Here is a 15,517-nt window from a genome sequence, read left to right on the forward strand (position 1 = left end):
GAGGGCTCTATGACTGTAGATTACTTAATCGTCGGAAGTGGCTTATCTTCTCTAGTGTTTGGAGCACTGATGGCTAACGCTGGCAAAAAAGTCAAAATCTTAGAATCTCACGAGCACCCAGGAGGATTCGGCCACACTTTTACGATGGCGAAAAAATATACCTTTAATGCTCAACTTCACTATGTTTGGGATTGTGGCGAAGGGTATACAGTAAACCGTGTGCTCAAAAAATTGGGCCTCGAAAAGGAGATTACCTTTGAACGGTATGACCTTCATGGTTTTGACCATATGAGAATGCCGGGTTATGCCCTGGATATCACCTCAGATGTATCAACGCTTATTCAGCGCCTCTCAGACCTTTTCCCCAAACATCAGCAGTCAATCCAACAATTTATCAAAGAAGTATACGAAGTTCGGGCTGGTCTTAAAATCCTATCGCCTCCAGTGCGGCCTCTCAACCTGCTGCGGCATTGCTGGCAGAGCACTATAGCTGCTCAGTATGTCAATAGCACTCTACAGAATGTGTTTGATCGTTTTAGGCTCCCCGAAGCGGCACAGACCCTCTTAGCCTTACAGTGGCCTGATTTTTTACTACCTCCAAATCAGCTTTCGTTCTATGCGTGGGTCATTCTATTTACGAGCTATCAAGAAGGGGCATTTTATCCTACCCAGCATTTTGAAGCCGTTATCAATGCCCTTGTTATTGTCATTGAATCGAATGGTGGTCAGGTCTTACTCAATCAAGAAGTGGTGAACTTCTTAGTAACCGATAGGACAGTGAACGGTGTACAGACTATCGATCACACCACTCACGTCACCCAAGATTTCACCGCCGATACGATCATTTGCAACATGGATCCACAAAAGGCAGCCAAGATGATTGGAATTGAGAAGTTTTCAAAATCAGTCCAGAAGCAGTTGAGCTATGACTATTCCCCCTCAAATTTCATGGCCTACTGTGTCGTGAAAGATCTAGATCTACAGGATTACGGATTTGGCAAGTGGAACATGTTCCATACGGAGGTAACCAATCTCAATGAAGCCTTTAAGCGCATGTACGTTAATCATGATTTTTCTCAGCCCAGCTTTGCCATTACAACCCCAACACTCCTAACAGATGATCACCGCGACTGCCCTGAGAATTGCCAAGTGATCGAGTTTTTAACGGTGGCCAACTATGAGTATTTCCGAGAGCTGCTAGAACATGATCGCAAACTGTACACCCAGAAAAAAGAAGAGATTCTAAACCAAATTCTTGATGTGGTTGAAAAATATTACATTCCCAATTTGAGAGATCACCTCGTTTTTCAGATCGCGGGTAGCCCCACTACCAACGAGCGGTTTTGCCATTGTCCCCAAGGGAATTCCTATGGCTCAAGCTTAACACCCAAAAATATGGGTCTGGGGCGGCTCACTCACCGCAGCTCATTGCAGAACTTTTATTTCTGCAATGCTTCCTCAGGTTATCCAGGCTTTGCCCCCACTTTTTGGACGGGGGCACTGCTTTACCAAAGATTATCCGGTGATGTCATTTAAGGAAGGACTAAACGCTATGAGAATCGCAGTTATTGGCGGTGGGGCTAGCGGTATGGTTACAGCCTACTTGCTAAACCGACAAGGACACCACGTTACGGTCTTTGAGCGCCAGCCTGTCCTCGGTGGACACATCCGCACCCTGAACAAAAATGTGCAGCCTAACCATTCGGACTGTGATCAAATCTTGGAAAATGGTGTCCTGGAATTTCCGGCAGCCTTTCACAACTTCCTCACACTAATGCAAACGCTGGAGGTCGAGTTGGAACCTGTTGATATTGGGTCTGCCTTGTTCCTCCAAAATGGTCGTCACTTTCTTTCAGCTAGGATGATTCGCAAAAATTTCATAGGACTGCGGCGATTCTATGAATATCTGAGACTGGATACGCTATATGCCCGCTCAGCTGGATTCTGGGTGAGAATGCAGTTCCCCAAAATGCAGGATTTTTACGATCAACCGATGTCTCAACATCTACCCCCGGCCCTGTATTCGGAACTGCTGGCTTAAGTTATTGACCATGTACAGTTATTCCATGCCGTTTGAAAGCATTGATGACTTTCCTGCAGAGCTGGCAATCCCAGCACTCCGCCAATATATCTTCTTGAAATGGTTCAGAATTAAAGGCGGTGTCTATACTTATATTGAGAGAATCTTGGCCCTGTTTAGGGGAGACCTGTATCTTAATGCTAAGATTCAGGCGATTACGAGATCACTTGATGGTATTACCATTACGTTACCAGAGGGACAGCAGCAGTTTGATAAAGTTGTGTTTGCAACTCCTCCCGATCAAGTCATAGAGTTATTGGCAGATCCTACGTTAGCAGAACGTCAACGCTTTTCTAGTTGGCGGGCAAACCGAATTCGCACGTTTCTCCATTCAGATACAGCCATATACGACCGCTACGGTATTGTGAAACCCTCTGAGTTTGATTTTTTTCAAACTGATAAAGGCTGGGGTTACAATGCATTTCTCAATCAGCTGTGCGGAATAACATCTTCTGTGCGCTATAGTTTAGCCTTTGATTTAACCAGCCTGATTGACAAGGATAAAGTTCTTCATGTTCAAGAGCACCACACTCCACTGTATACGGTTGAGTCCTTCCACTATCGTGATGAAGTGGTGGAGACCAATGGAGAGAACAACACGTACCACGCAGGTGCTTATCTAGAAGATGGATTGCACGAAGGGGCAATTACCTCAGCCCTCCGAGTTGCTCAGCTGATTGGCTAGACGGTGGTTTGCGTCAGTTACAATTCCCTCTCCCTACAGGTGGATGGGGACAACAATCACACACACCATGTCTCTATGTTGAAGAAAGCTAACAGCCATGCTGCTCCTCTGGGGTGGTCCCTCGACTATCGTGATCCGAAGGTTATCGAACAATTGATGCCACTGTTGAACTGGCTCTATCATCATTACTTTCATGTCCAAACTAGTGGTTGGCATCATGTTCCTTCCGATGGCCCCGTTTTGATGGTTGGTTCCCATAACGGTGGACTTGCAGCACCTGATATGTATATGAGCATGTATGACTGGTGCAGACAGTTTGGGGCTGAACGGCCCATTTATGGGCTGCTGCATCCAGGGATTTGGCAGGCATTTCAGCAATCATGCCCTCCTTTAGCCCAACTGGCGGGTCAGATTGGCAGTATCATGGCTCACCCTAAGATGGCGATCAAAGCTCTAAGGAAAGGGGCTAGCGTTCTAGTGTATCCCGGTGGGGCACAGGATGTGTTTCGTCCTTATTGTCAACGCCACCAAATTCACCTGGCTGGGCGCAAGGGGTTCATTAAGTTAGCGCTGGAGGAAAAAGTTCCAATTGTGCCGTTGGTCTCAAACGGTGCCCATGAGACTCTGATTGTGCTGGCCGATTTTTACAAAGCTATCAACCAACTGCATGAGTGGGGAATGCCCTGGCTGGGTGGGATTGATCCAGATGTGTTCCCTGTTTATCTTGGTCTACCTTGGGGACTATCTTTTGGTCCCTTACCCAATATTCCATTCCCTATGTCTATTCAAACTCGAGTTTGCCCACCCATTGTGTTTGAGCGGCATGGCGTAGCAGCAGCGCGCGATCGCACCTACGTTACTGCTTGCTATGAAATGGTCCAAGCCCAAATGCAACAAGCATTAGATGCATTAGTTGACTCAAAGACATAATTGTTAGAGTAGAGACATCAATGCTAATCCCCGATATATGGGGCAGGGCAACACAATGAAGATCCTATTAGTTCATGGCCTGGGTAGGACACCGATGTCAATGATGGGCCTTTCATATTGTCTCGATCAGTCTGGCTATCAAACAGAATTTTTTAGCTACACTGCCTTTGCTGAATCATACGAACAGATCGTAACGCGTTTACGAGATCGATTCCGACTGTTATCAACTCATGGCCCCTACGGGGTTGTAGCCCATTCACTAGGTGGGATATTGACCCGCTCAGCCCTAGCTCTATCCAGAAATCTCCCCCGTCATATTGTCATGCTGGGCACTCCTAATCAACCTCCACGCTTAGCAAAATTAGCCTGGAATCTATGGCCCTTCCAATGGTTCTCTGGCACCAGTGGTGCCAATCTCGCTAGCTCGGAATTTTATGCATCTCTGCCCGATTTGCATGCTTCATATACCATCATTGCGGGTACCAGCGGTCCTCGTGGTCCCTGGAGCCCCTTTGGGATGGAGTTGAACGATGGGCTCGTCGCTCTGAATGAAACTCGTCTCCTGGAATCCGATCAACCCTTAACATTTCCGGGAATCCACGGTTTTATGATGAATCAAGCAACCGTTCAGACAGCGGTAGCCCGAGTCTTACAACAGACTTCATCTAGATGAATAAACTAAACGTAGTGCTTCAACAAAATATTGCCCAGAAAATCAAAATTTAATTCTGCGATACTGTATCTGTCTGGTTTACCTTGAGCATATACCTAAAAGAATCCCCCTGATCAAAGGCCCCAACCCAGACTTGGTATGTTCCAAGTTTAAGATTCTTCAGCTCTAATTGAGCAGCTTTCCCATTCAAAGAATCGTCTGCACAGTAAAGTTTTTGATCCGGTCCTCTAACTACAATAGTTGTATCGGGGTACTTACTTTTTACATGTAATACCAGGCTTGGAAAGCGCTGTTTTAGAGTAATTAAATGATCTGGATCGTAAGAACCATAGCCGAAGCAAAGATTGTTTTTCGAATCTCGGGAACCGACAATATCGTGTAAGCCAAACTGACCTCTAATATATCCTTTGAGATAATGGCTAGTCGGCTCAGAATCACGAGCAAGTGTCAGGTTTTTAGAATTAGGTATTTCAGCACTGGCAGACCCCATTATTAAGATGGTAATAAAGGCCAGTATTCCAAAGGATTTTACCTTTCTATTGGAAGTAGCCAACATACTAATCACCTATCCTTGGTTGAGATCTTGAATCACAGCATCAAGTGGTATTTCCCCTGACTTGTTTACAGGTTCTCGATTCATTATTCTTTCAAAGAACCTTACTGAAAGAAAAAACCAGACAAGATTAAGGGTATAAAGAATAATGCGAGCATAATGACTGCAATAGTCGCTGGATCAATATGGGACAGATCATTCTCATCAACAACATCTGTTTTCTGATTTAATTTCACAGAATTCTCCAGTTTATGAGAAACCTGATTCTCATCGATAAAAACTGTCGGCTTGTTAGATTTCATAGTGTTCTCCAGCCTCTTAAGGAGTAGTGATGATCTAACTACACTCTAACTAGAACCTCCACGATCTAGCCTGCCCAGATATCCTCATCACTGCTTCAGATATCCACACTTGTAAAAGCAAGTCTCATATTTTTAAAAAAGACTTGTAAAAGCAAGTCTCATATTTTTAAAAAAGAATAGGCTAAGAAGATTTTTTTATCCAATGACTAAGAGCGATTAGGTATCACTCTCCCTGCCGGAAAAACTAAATCTTATATTTTACCGATCCTCCGAATGAATCACCCCATGAAGATAGTCAGCGATTGTTATGAATAATGGAAATGGCTCTAAACATTTTAGGGCTTTGGGGTAGGAACTTTTTGGGAGCAATTTACTCGCTGAGTTGTAATCCATTGGTAAACTAATGATCCAAAAATTAGCGAAATGACAAACAAGAATGGATTCCAAATTCCTAGAACTAAGGCGACTAGGCCAGGACCAGGACAGTAACCTGCAATTCCCCAACCAATGCCAAAGATAGCTGATCCCATAAGTAACTGCCCATCGATAGCCTGTTTAGTGGGCAGATAAAACTTAGGGCTAAAGATAGGCGTGGAACGTCCCAGAACCCATCTAAAAGTGAGGATTGTTACACCAACAGCTCCCCCTAAAGTAAATAGAAGCGTGGGGTCCCAAGTCCCCGTTACATCCAGAAAACCGAGGACTCGCTCGCGATCAATCATTTGAGATATTCCCAAACCCAGTCCGAAGAATATTCCTGAGATTAAGGTAATAAGTTGTTGTTTCATACCACTGCCTCTTGAACTTAGAGATACACCATCACTTTGCTAATACCTGGTGGGTCACTAAAACCGTTGATATTGCAGTCAAGATAAATGTCAGCACTGCTGCCAGAGATCTCACAGACAAGCGTCCTAAACCACAAACACCGTGACCACTGGTACAGCCATTCCCCATACGGGTCCCAAAACCTACCAAAAATCCGCCAATGATCATCATCCTAGGAGAAAAAATAGAGGTGGGTGTGGGTTGGGGAGCCAAAACATATTCGTAGAGAGCCCCTCCGATGAAGAGCCCCAAGATAAAGGTCCAACGCCAGCGTTCGTGGGGAGTATGCTTGATCGCACCATTAACCATACCGCTCACACCAGCAATGCGGCCATTTGTGAATTCCGGAAACTCTGACTGCACCAATTCCGGAAAGTTTGTCTCCAACATTGCCACTATCTGAGCAAGATGAAAATAGTCATCTAAATCAGTGGCAGGTCCAGATGTATAAGCAATTGGAGCGTTACGTGGTGCAAAAACTTAGAAAGAAAAAAGTCTCCCAAAAGGAAGTTCGAGAACTCACGGGCATTAGTGAAAAAAGTATTCAACGGATTGAGAAAGAACCCGAGATCACCGACATTAATGAGGAGGCTTTCCGGAAATCTAGAAACATGGGTAGACCCAGTCCCGTTAGCCAATATGAGGCACAAATCTTGGAATGGCTTCAAGAACCTCGTGCGCCTGAAGATGGACTGATTAAAGGCCAAGAGATTCTGGCTCGACTCAGACAACAAGGGTATACCGGTGGTAAATCGGCTGTCTATGAATTAGTCAGGCGCATCAGACCGAAGGAGCCTCCAAAGCCTATCCTTCGGTTTGAGGGATTACCTGGAGAGTTTTCCCAGCATGACTTTGGTCAGCGCTGGGTCACTTTTGCAGATGGCACTCGCAAATTGGTTCGCTTCTTTGCCTCCCGGCTCAAATACTCTCGATTTGTGGATATCCAGATCGTCGAGAACGAACAACAAGAAACGGTAGTTCGCAGCTTACTCAAAGGCTTTGAGCATTTTGGTGGGGGTGCCGATGATGGGAGTTTTTTGACAACATGAGCAGTGCGGTCAAATCCCGAGAGATGCAAGAAGATGGCAGTGTCAAAGTCCATTGGACAGAACGCTTTGGTCAGTTCGTTGTTGATTGTGGCTTGATTCCCCTAGCTTGCTGGCCCTATCGTCCACAAGAGAAAGGGTCGGTTGAGAATCTAGTGGGGTTCGTCAAAGGTAACTTCTTCTGTGGTCGGACCTTTAAGGACATGGAAGATATTCATCAGCAACTTCAGGACTGGATGAACCATGTCAATGAGCAAAGACCTTGTGATGCCACTGGTGAAATTCCTGCTGTGCTGCTCAAGCGTGAGCCACTGCAACCGTTGAATCATCAGGCTCAAACCTATGCCTTCAAAGTCAGTGTCGTCGTCCGGCCCACGGCACGGGTTCACTATCGAGGGATAGAGTACTCCGTCCCTGGCCATGCGGTGGGTCAAACCGTGACTCTACACCTACAGCAAGAACAAGTGAGCATCTATCAAGGTGATCGCTGTTTGGGAGTCCATCCGAGATTTCCGGAAAATGGAAAGTCCAGTGTCTTGAGTGAACATGCTCAAGAGTTTTTCACCTCCCCCCACAAAAAGCCCTATGCCCAACGTCAAATCTTGTTGGATTTAGATCCATTAGTGGAGCCTTATCTGACAGAGTTGGTGCATCGCCGTCCCCCAAGCTTGGGCAGAGGATGTGGACTTGACCTATCAGCTGTATGAGAAAGTAGGTCGGACTGAATTATTGGCAGCAATTGAACTTGCAGTAGAAGCCCGTTGCATTGGCAGTGAATATCTCTTGGAGTTTGTAGAGCATCCTCATGCTTGTGCCGACTCTCATCTTCTCCAGAACTCCTCTGAAGGAGGTATTGCTAAATGACGTTAGACATCATGCTGAAGCGATTGGGGTTGAGTACAGTCCAACGAGTACTACCGGAACTGACGCCTATCGCTGAGAAAGAGGCTTGGTCTTATACTCAGTTCCTCGAACGCCTGGTCTCTGAGGAGATTGCCCAACGGGCAGAAAATCGGATCGCTAATCAGGTTGCCAAAGCCAAGTTTCCGTTTCAGGCGACCATTGAAACCTTTGATTTCACTTTCAAAAGCGATCTCAAACTGCAGATGCTTGGACGGTTTCTGGGCCCAGAATTAGTGAGCGAACATCGCTCATTAATCCTTGAAGGTCCCCCAGGAACGGGGAAAACACACCTGTGTATTAGTATTGCCTACAAGTCAATTCAGAATGGCTTTTCAGCCCGTTTTACAACGGCAACTGCACTGATTAATGACTTAAGAGTTGCCCATGATCTCAACCTTGCCCTCAAGCCTTATCTGCAACCTCATGTACTGGTGATTGATGAGATGGGCTATCTCGGCTATGGATCTGGAGCAGCTGATGTTCTGTTTCAAGTGGTGGACCAACGCTATCTCAAAGGCAAGCCCATTCTGTTTACCACTAACAAACCCCTCAAGTGCATATTCTCAGTAACTTCTCCACCCCTTGGGAGGGTAACTTCTCCGGTCGAATGGCAGTAACTTCTCCACCCCTGTGGAAGTTATCTTCGCCAGTCAAATGGCAATAAACTTCTCCACCCTTGTGGAAGTTATCTTCACCGGATAAGTGGCAGTTAACTTCTCCACCCCCCCTAACCATCATTTCGACAGGTCATTATCCCTAGCCAGGCCATCCTCTAAACTTCTGTGCATTAGCCAGAGGAATGGAGATGGCAATGGCCTATAAACGTCAAGGAGCAACCCTGTCGATGAGTAAATTTAGAGAAATTATTCGCTTACATGAACTCGGCCACAATAAATCGGAGATCGCCCGTAGCTGCTTCATCTCCCGTACCGCTGTCCGAGACTATCTGCATCGTGCTCAGGGTCAATCCCTCAGTTATGACCAGTTAAGCCGACTAAGTGATAGTGATATCCAGCATCTGCTGGGAAAAGGTCAACGTCAGTCCTCCCGTAAGAAGCCTGCGATTGACTTCGAGTATGTGCATCGAGAGATGCAACGTAAAGGGGTCACCCTCGGCCTACTGTGGATGGAAGGTAAAGAGAGAGGGGATTGGAACTGTAGCTATAGTGGCTTTTGCCGTCGATACCGCAAGTGGAAAAAACAGCACTCGCTATCCATGCGCCAGACCCACAAGGGAGCGGAAAAAATCTTTGTAGACTACTGTGGTATGACCGTGCCGGTGGTCCATCCCAAAACCGGTGAGGTCACTCAAGCTCAAGTGTTTGTGGCCTGCTGTGGAGCGAGTAACTACACCTATGCAGAGGCGACCGAAAGCCAAACCATCAAGAACTGGCTCGGATCTCATCAACGGTCATTGGCCTTCTTTGGTGGAGTGCCGGTCGCTATCGTTCCAGACAACCTCAAGTCAGGAGTCACAGATCCGTGCCGTTATGAGCCCGGTATCAATCGGAGTTATCAAGACTTTGCGGAACACTACAACGTGATCATCTTGCCCGCTCGCCCCAAATGCCCTCGGGATAAACCCAAAGTGGAGAATGCGGTGCAGCAAGTGGAACGTCATATTCTCGCACCCTTGAGAGACCAGACCTTTACCAGTTTCAAGCAACTGAATGAAGCGATTGCAGCAGGGTTGGAGAAACTCAACCATCGGACCATGAAATCCTATGGTCTATCCCGTCGAGAATTATTTGAGCAAGTGGACCAACCAGAACTCAGACCCTTGCCCAGCCATGCGTTTGAGTTTGGCGAATTTAAAACCGCGAAAGTGAGTTTTGATTACCACATTGAGGTGAACCGCCACTATTACAGTGTCCCTTATGAATATGTGGGGAAATCAGTATCCGTCAAGATTACGGAATCTTTGGTGCAGATTTTTCATGACCATCAGCGCATTGCGATACATGAACGTTCTAGCTTGCCGTTTCAGCATTCCACTGAAGAGGGGCATATGCCACCAGCGCATTTGGCTTACAAAACCCAATCGAGAGAGACCTTCCTGGCTTGGGCCCAGAATGTTGGACCAGCGACGAAGCAGCAAGTGATAGATATCTTTGAGAAGAAAGCCCATGATGAACAGGCGTTTCGTGCTTTGAAAGGGGTGCAACATCTAAGAACAACCCATGGTGCTGAAAGGTTGGAAGCCGCCTGTAATCGGGCTAATGCTATGGGGATGGTGGGCCAACGCTATCTCAAATCTATGCTCCAAAACAAACTTGAATCAGACCCCTTACCGGATGAAACCCATAAGGTGATTCCTATTCACCATGCCAATGTCCGAGGGTCCGAATATTATCAAGCGACGTAGGGGAAGACAGCGATGCAAGCAATGATTGAACAGCTACAACAAATGAAACTCACCGGCATACTCGAAGCTTGGCGAGAACAGCAGGCGATGCCCACCTATCATGATCTGTCTTTCGATGAACGACTGGCCTTGATGGTAGAGCGCGAATACATCCGGCGTCAGAATCAACGGATGCAACGCCGACTGAGGCAAGCTCGACTGCCGGTGCACGCCACCTTAGATGCAGTAGATTTCGATGTGCCCAGAGGACTTCGTAAAATCCAGTTCCTTGAATTTGCTCAAGGTCATTGGCTCCAGGAAAATCTGTCATTGATCATCCTGGGACCGACGGGCGTTGGGAAGTCTTTCTTGGCGGCCGTATTGTCCCATCATTTGTGTAAGCAAGGCCATAGCGTCCGCTATATCAAAACTGCTGATCTCGTTCTGGAGTTGAAGCTGGCCAAAGGAGATGGGTCTTATCCAAAACTCCGAAAACAATTAGCGGCCTACGATCTACTGGTGCTGGATGAATGGCTTAGAGATCCTCTATCTGTCTTTGAGGCTAGAGAAGTGCTCGATATCTTAGACGAGCGGTTTCGCAAAGCCTCCTGCTTATTTGCCACGCAAATGCCCCTGGAGCAATGGCACTCACAAATTCAAGATCCCACTCTGGCCGATGCCATCCTCGACCGGATTATCCATGATGCGATGAAGGTCTTGCTTCGAGGAGAATCCATGAGGAAATTGACCAGCAAGCTGACCCAGAAGCCAGAAGGAGAAATGAGTATTAACCGTTCAGATGAGGAGAATACAACGAGAGAGACAACCCTTAAAACACAAAAGGAGAAGAGGAATGAAAAAAAAGGAGGGACAGATGGAGGAATAGACCGGATGAGATCACGATCTTCCATTCGTGATATGTATGGATTTAGATCTGAATTTTTTGCCTATGAATTGCAACCCTTAATTCCATATCTACCTGTCGAAAATGGTTGGCCAATATTTTTTTTGGTTGGGGGGTGGAGAAGTTAGTGCCACTCAACCGGAGAAGTCATGATTATGCAGCACTCAAGCATTGGGGGAGGGTTTTGCATGATGAAGAGCTGGCTCGGGCCATTATTGACCGGACCCTTCACCATGGCGAGTACATGAAGCTGACTGGAGCGTCCTATCGATTGAAAGGTCGAAAAATTGATTTGGATCTGCCAGCTATTTCTGAGCGCCCTACGGCCACAAAAGGGGGTGATACTAAATCAGAAAATTGACAGATAATGACAAGCTAAGCGATCAATAAATTTAGTGGTCAAACTTTCCGGAAAAGATCCTCGATCTGCCAGTCAGAGTTTCCGGAATTCACACCATTGAAGAGTAGTAAGATTGTTGCACTCAGACCGATTAGGATACCTCCTGACAAAGCCCTAACCCAGTAAAAGGTAGCCATTGATTTCTCCTTATTCAATTACAGCCCAGCGCTAGCATGGCCTGATGAGTACTTAGAAAGATGCGTTCGCGACCTATCTTTTCCACAAAATCAGTCTTTTTTAGCTGATCCATCACTGGGCCCTTGACTTCTGCAAAATAGACCCTCACTCCAGCAGTGTTCAAATCAGCAATCAGTGCTTCGAGCGTTTCCAATGCACTCGCATCAATGAAGTTGATGGCACTACAGATCAGCACCAAATGTTTCAAATCAGGTGTATTAGAAACAGCATGCAGCACATAGTCTTCCAAGGCTTTTATATTGGCAAAATAGAGACTTTCATCCACACGAATCGCTAACACATGAGGGTAGGTTTTAACAGGGTTCCGCAGCACATTTCGAAAATGCTCAGAGCCCTCAATTCGACCAACAACTGCTAAATGGGGATGACTGGTCCGCCACAAATATAGACCTAGAGAGGCTACTATCCCTACGAGAATTCCAGCTTCAATACCTAGCCCCAGCACAGCACCAAAGGTGATCAGTAATGAAGCCGCATCTGCACGATTGTATTGCCACATGCGTTGCAGTGAGGTGAAATCTATCAAATTCAAAACGGCAACGATAATGATCGCTGCCAACACAGCCTGAGGTAAAAAATAAAATAAGGGTGTGAAAAACAGAACTGTTAGGGCAATTAGCAAAGCTGTGATTATGGATGCTAACCCAGTGTTGGCCCCAGCACTAAAATTAACCACGGTTCGACTTAATCCGCCAGTGACTGGATATCCACCGGTGAAGGCTGCACTCAAGTTTGCAGCTCCTAGACCGATCAACTCTTGGTTGGCATCAATTTTTTGTCGCCGTTTACTAGCCAGGGACTTAGCCACAGCAATACTTTCCATAAATCCTACAAGACTGATTGCAACAGCAGTAGGCATTAGAGCTTGCCAACTCTTCAAGTCAAAGGTGGGCAGCATCAGGGGCGGCAACCCCGCTGGAATCTCACCAATAATCTTGACCTGCGCCACTTCATGGAGTTGGAGTCCCCACACCAAAACTGTATTAACGAGCACCAGTAGCAATGGTCCACTTCTGGTCAAGGGGAGTATCAAATTTGAAGGTATCCCTTGCTTCTTTAGTAGTGGCTGCAATTGATGATTGAAGACCAGCAACACAACTATGCTAGTGAGACCAAGAATCAGGATAATGCCATTACTCTGGGGAAGGTGCTTCCAAATCTCCTGTAGTAATTCTGGAAAAGACTCGGTCTGTGGAAGTTGCAATCCCAAAAGGTGTTTGAGTTGGCTAAAACCAATAATGATGGCAGCTGCACTAGTGAAGCCAGAAATTACCGCATGACTGAGAAAGTTCACCAGAAAACCGAGTCGAACCACTCCCATCAGCACTTGTAGGATGCCCACTAAAAGGGCCAACATCATGGCCAAAGTTAGGTATTCAGACGTATTGGGTTGAGCAAGTTGTCCTACACCCGTGGCCACTAACAGCGAAACGATTGCGACGGGACCCACAGCCAAAGTTCTGCTTGTCCCCAAGAGCGCATAAAGTATCAGTGGCATGATGCTGGCATAGAGGCCAATCTGAGGGGGTAACCCAGCCAGCAATGCATAGGCCATGCCTTGAGGAACCAGCATGATCGCTACTATTATTCCTGCCATTAAATCGCCAATAAGGTGCTGAGAACGGTATTCCAGAAACCATTCTAGGAAGGGTAGATAGCGACTTAAGTGAGTGAGTCTACGAAGAGGCATACACTTTGAATCAGCCTAAAATCGGGTCTAATTTATTCCCCATGGTGAAGGCGTCGAGAACTTTCAATCGTTGCTTACCCCTATCAAGACAAGACTCCCCCCCACAACAATACTGAGTAGTACAAACCAAGGAGATAGCGTTGACCCCAAACTAGTCCCAAGGAGAACACAAGAGCCCGTTAAAATTTGGGCTAAACGAAGTATGTTTATGGATCGCTTGCCCTGAGTGGGATATCCAGCAGCCTTCCAAGCAGTTAAACCGCCTTGAAGATGAATAACATGGCTAAATCCTGCCTGCAACATTTGATGCGCAGCTTGGGTCGAACGGTTGCCAGATTGACACTGAAGGACAATCCTTTGACCCTGGAGACGAGGGACTTTGGCGGGGTCAAACTTGTCAATCGGCATCAGTTTTGCTCCAGGGATATGACTTTTTTCAAACTCCTGGGGTTTGCTGACATCAATCAATAACACCTCATTCCGATCCATCCATTGCTTGAGCGTGAGGGCATCAATTTCTTTTAGATTGTGCATTGCAAATGTCATGGTTTTCCCTTTTTGAAATGAACCCATTAGGCTGATGGGATTGGTAAAGAACTGATCTTTTAGAGTTAGCAATCCAGCATTCCAAGCGTCATGAAGCAGTAATCACTTGACCACATCGTTCATTAGCTGGGACCGCTTCCATGATCTTTTGTGGATCAGGAAGATCCAAAGCGTTCATAAACTCAATAAAAGTGTTGCGATTTCTTCCTTTAAACCGGGGATTCCATTGCTTCTCTTCACCAATCGAGGAGAGGGTAAGTCCACGATAGTCATGCCCTGGATAGACCCGGATCTCCTCTGGCAGCGTAAATAATTTCTGAGTGACTGAGTCATAAAGTGTTCCTGCATCACCGCTTTGGAAGTCCGTACGACCACAACCGCGAATGAATAAAGCATCTCCCGTTAGTACACGATCTCCATTGACTAAATAGGCATTATGACTATCTGTATGACCGGGCGTTGCAATGGCTTGGATAGGGATAGTCCCCATGGTTAACGTTTCTCCATCTTGTAAATAACGATCAGCACAGGCGACATGAGCATGCTCTGGCACGATCCCCTGACACCCAGTTCTTGCCCGTAATGCTTCAGTTCCCGTAATGTGATCAGCATGGATGTGCGTTTCTAGACAGAACTGGAGTTTTAAGCCCAATTCGCATATCAGTTTTAAATCTCGGTCGACTTGCTCTAAAACAGGATCCACTAACAGTGCTGCTTTGGTCTTAGGATCAGCTATCAGGTAGGTATAGGTATGGGATTTCTGGTCGAACAGCTGTCTAAATAACCATATTTCGCTATGTGAATGTCTTGCCATCATCACTATGCTCCCTATCAGATTATCTTCAGCCCCGTTTTCTAGGGACATCCGCCCCAATTACGCCAAATCGGAATACCCGCTTGATCGCGAAGCTTTAGGGTCACATCGGCTTTGGTAACTGCAGCTGCAATCACAGCTGGCTGACTATCAACCTCCACTCTTGAACCCGTGAGGGTAATCTTATTCCCCTGTTGAATGATGAAATTTTGGTCCTCAAAGTACCAAGTGGGTCCTAGACTAATTTCGACATTACCTTCCTCAGTCCTAAGCTGAAGATGAACCCCCGTGGACATTCCCCAACGAGGAGTGACAGTATCGACTTGTATGACCTGACCTTGAAGGGTCTCAACTGTACTTGGATTGTATAGTCTGCTGTATTGACCATAATTTTGTCTTCTCTGGCGTCCCCGCCATCTTGGCGGCGAGTTAAGGCACTCTGATTCTGAGGCAGGGGAGGCATTGGTTTGAGCATTGCTTTGGGCAGGGAATTGCTCAAAGCTAGATTTCATAGACTGTTGACAGGCGGTCAGTAATAGCAAGAGTAACCCCGTCAAAAGAACCGTAACAATGGCCTTAGCATAGTTGGATTTCATGATTTTCCCTCCTGACATGATTCGA

General features: G+C 46.4%; 17 protein-coding genes and 2 pseudogenes. 11 read left to right on the forward strand and 8 right to left on the reverse strand.

Features of this window, described 5'->3' with window-relative positions; genetic code table 11:
• Nucleotides 1-9 precede the first annotated feature (9 nt).
• From HRE53_RS28500 to HRE53_RS28515, 4 genes and pseudogenes are all read left to right on the forward strand, one after another.
• A complete protein-coding gene (locus HRE53_RS28500; RefSeq protein WP_212667043.1) occupies nt 10-1,536 on the forward strand; it encodes an NAD(P)/FAD-dependent oxidoreductase in 1,527 nt (508 codons plus the stop codon).
• Between the two features lie 16 nt (nt 1,537-1,552).
• Nucleotides 1,553-2,765: pseudogene (locus HRE53_RS28505) on the forward strand (FAD-dependent oxidoreductase).
• Between the two features lie 75 nt (nt 2,766-2,840).
• Nucleotides 2,841-3,695, forward strand: coding sequence for a lysophospholipid acyltransferase family protein (locus tag HRE53_RS28510; protein WP_212667041.1), 855 nt, complete (start codon nt 2,841-2,843; stop codon nt 3,693-3,695).
• A gap of 55 nt (nt 3,696-3,750) precedes the next feature.
• Complete coding sequence (locus tag HRE53_RS28515; protein WP_212667040.1) at nt 3,751-4,368, forward strand: triacylglycerol lipase; 618 nt, start codon at nt 3,751-3,753, stop codon at nt 4,366-4,368.
• Between the two features lie 49 nt (nt 4,369-4,417).
• Here HRE53_RS28515 and HRE53_RS28520 read toward each other — a convergent pair whose 3' ends face one another.
• The 4 genes from HRE53_RS28520 to HRE53_RS28535 form a co-directional block, all read right to left on the reverse strand.
• Nucleotides 4,418-4,924 carry a hypothetical protein gene (locus HRE53_RS28520; RefSeq protein WP_212667039.1) on the reverse strand — a complete coding sequence of 169 codons (507 nt, stop codon included), beginning with the start codon at nt 4,922-4,924 and terminating at the stop codon, nt 4,418-4,420.
• A 101-nt stretch (nt 4,925-5,025) separates the two neighbouring features.
• Entirely contained in the window at nt 5,026-5,223 is a 198-nt protein-coding gene (locus HRE53_RS28525) for a hypothetical protein (protein ID WP_212667038.1), read from the reverse strand.
• Between the two features lie 335 nt (nt 5,224-5,558).
• Entirely contained in the window at nt 5,559-6,011 is a 453-nt protein-coding gene (locus HRE53_RS28530; protein ID WP_212667037.1) for a DUF6691 family protein, read from the reverse strand.
• Nucleotides 6,012-6,042: 31 nt separating this feature from the next.
• Nucleotides 6,043-6,441 (reverse strand): YeeE/YedE family protein, encoded by a 399-nt coding sequence (locus HRE53_RS28535; protein WP_235111853.1) that lies wholly within the window; start codon nt 6,439-6,441, stop codon nt 6,043-6,045.
• 53 nt (nt 6,442-6,494) lie between these two features.
• On the opposite strand from HRE53_RS28535, the gene HRE53_RS28540 reads away from it, so the two are divergent.
• The 7 genes and pseudogenes from HRE53_RS28540 to HRE53_RS28570 all read left to right on the forward strand — a co-directional run bounded on the left by HRE53_RS28540 (nt 6,495) and on the right by HRE53_RS28570 (nt 11,609).
• Complete coding sequence (locus HRE53_RS28540) at nt 6,495-7,100, forward strand: hypothetical protein (RefSeq protein ID WP_235111854.1); 606 nt, start codon at nt 6,495-6,497, stop codon at nt 7,098-7,100.
• Nucleotides 7,097-7,804 carry a Mu transposase domain-containing protein gene (locus tag HRE53_RS28545; RefSeq protein ID WP_235111855.1) on the forward strand — a complete coding sequence of 236 codons (708 nt, stop codon included), beginning with the start codon at nt 7,097-7,099 and terminating at the stop codon, nt 7,802-7,804. The genes HRE53_RS28540 and HRE53_RS28545 overlap by 4 nt, the downstream gene beginning before the upstream one ends.
• Complete coding sequence (locus tag HRE53_RS28550; protein ID WP_235111857.1) at nt 7,779-7,961, forward strand: hypothetical protein; 183 nt, start codon at nt 7,779-7,781, stop codon at nt 7,959-7,961. Before HRE53_RS28545 ends, HRE53_RS28550 begins: the two co-directional genes overlap by 26 nt.
• A complete protein-coding gene (locus HRE53_RS28555; RefSeq protein WP_235111858.1) occupies nt 7,958-8,617 on the forward strand; it encodes an ATP-binding protein in 660 nt (219 codons plus the stop codon). Before HRE53_RS28550 ends, HRE53_RS28555 begins: the two co-directional genes overlap by 4 nt.
• Nucleotides 8,618-8,811: 194 nt before the next feature.
• On the forward strand, nt 8,812-10,365 hold the full coding sequence (gene istA, locus HRE53_RS28560) for an IS21 family transposase (RefSeq protein WP_235109311.1): 1,554 nt from the start codon (nt 8,812-8,814) through the stop codon (nt 10,363-10,365).
• 12 nt (nt 10,366-10,377) lie between these two features.
• Nucleotides 10,378-11,230 (forward strand): annotated as a pseudogene (istB, locus tag HRE53_RS28565) (IS21-like element helper ATPase IstB).
• Between the two features lie 145 nt (nt 11,231-11,375).
• A complete protein-coding gene (locus HRE53_RS28570; RefSeq protein ID WP_235111861.1) occupies nt 11,376-11,609 on the forward strand; it encodes an ATP-binding protein in 234 nt (77 codons plus the stop codon).
• Between the two features lie 190 nt (nt 11,610-11,799).
• Here the strand turns inward: HRE53_RS28570 and HRE53_RS28575 are convergent, their stop codons facing one another.
• From HRE53_RS28575 to HRE53_RS28590, 4 genes are all read right to left on the reverse strand, one after another.
• The gene (locus tag HRE53_RS28575) at nt 11,800-13,536 is read right to left on the reverse strand and encodes a SulP family inorganic anion transporter (protein WP_235111863.1); all 1,737 of its coding nucleotides are present in this window, start codon (nt 13,534-13,536) and stop codon (nt 11,800-11,802) included.
• Nucleotides 13,537-13,599: 63 nt separating this feature from the next.
• Entirely contained in the window at nt 13,600-14,082 is a 483-nt protein-coding gene (locus HRE53_RS28580) for a rhodanese-like domain-containing protein (RefSeq protein ID WP_235111864.1), read from the reverse strand.
• An 88-nt stretch (nt 14,083-14,170) separates the two neighbouring features.
• On the reverse strand, nt 14,171-14,896 hold the full coding sequence (locus HRE53_RS28585) for an MBL fold metallo-hydrolase (protein WP_212667126.1): 726 nt from the start codon (nt 14,894-14,896) through the stop codon (nt 14,171-14,173).
• A gap of 41 nt (nt 14,897-14,937) precedes the next feature.
• Nucleotides 14,938-15,492, reverse strand: a complete 555-nt coding sequence (locus HRE53_RS28590) for a hypothetical protein (RefSeq protein ID WP_235111865.1) — start codon at nt 15,490-15,492, stop codon at nt 14,938-14,940.
• Nucleotides 15,493-15,517 lie beyond the last annotated feature (25 nt).

Source organism: Acaryochloris sp. 'Moss Beach' (assembly GCF_021497025.1).
Classification (GTDB): domain Bacteria; phylum Cyanobacteriota; class Cyanobacteriia; order Thermosynechococcales; family Thermosynechococcaceae; genus Acaryochloris; species Acaryochloris marina_A.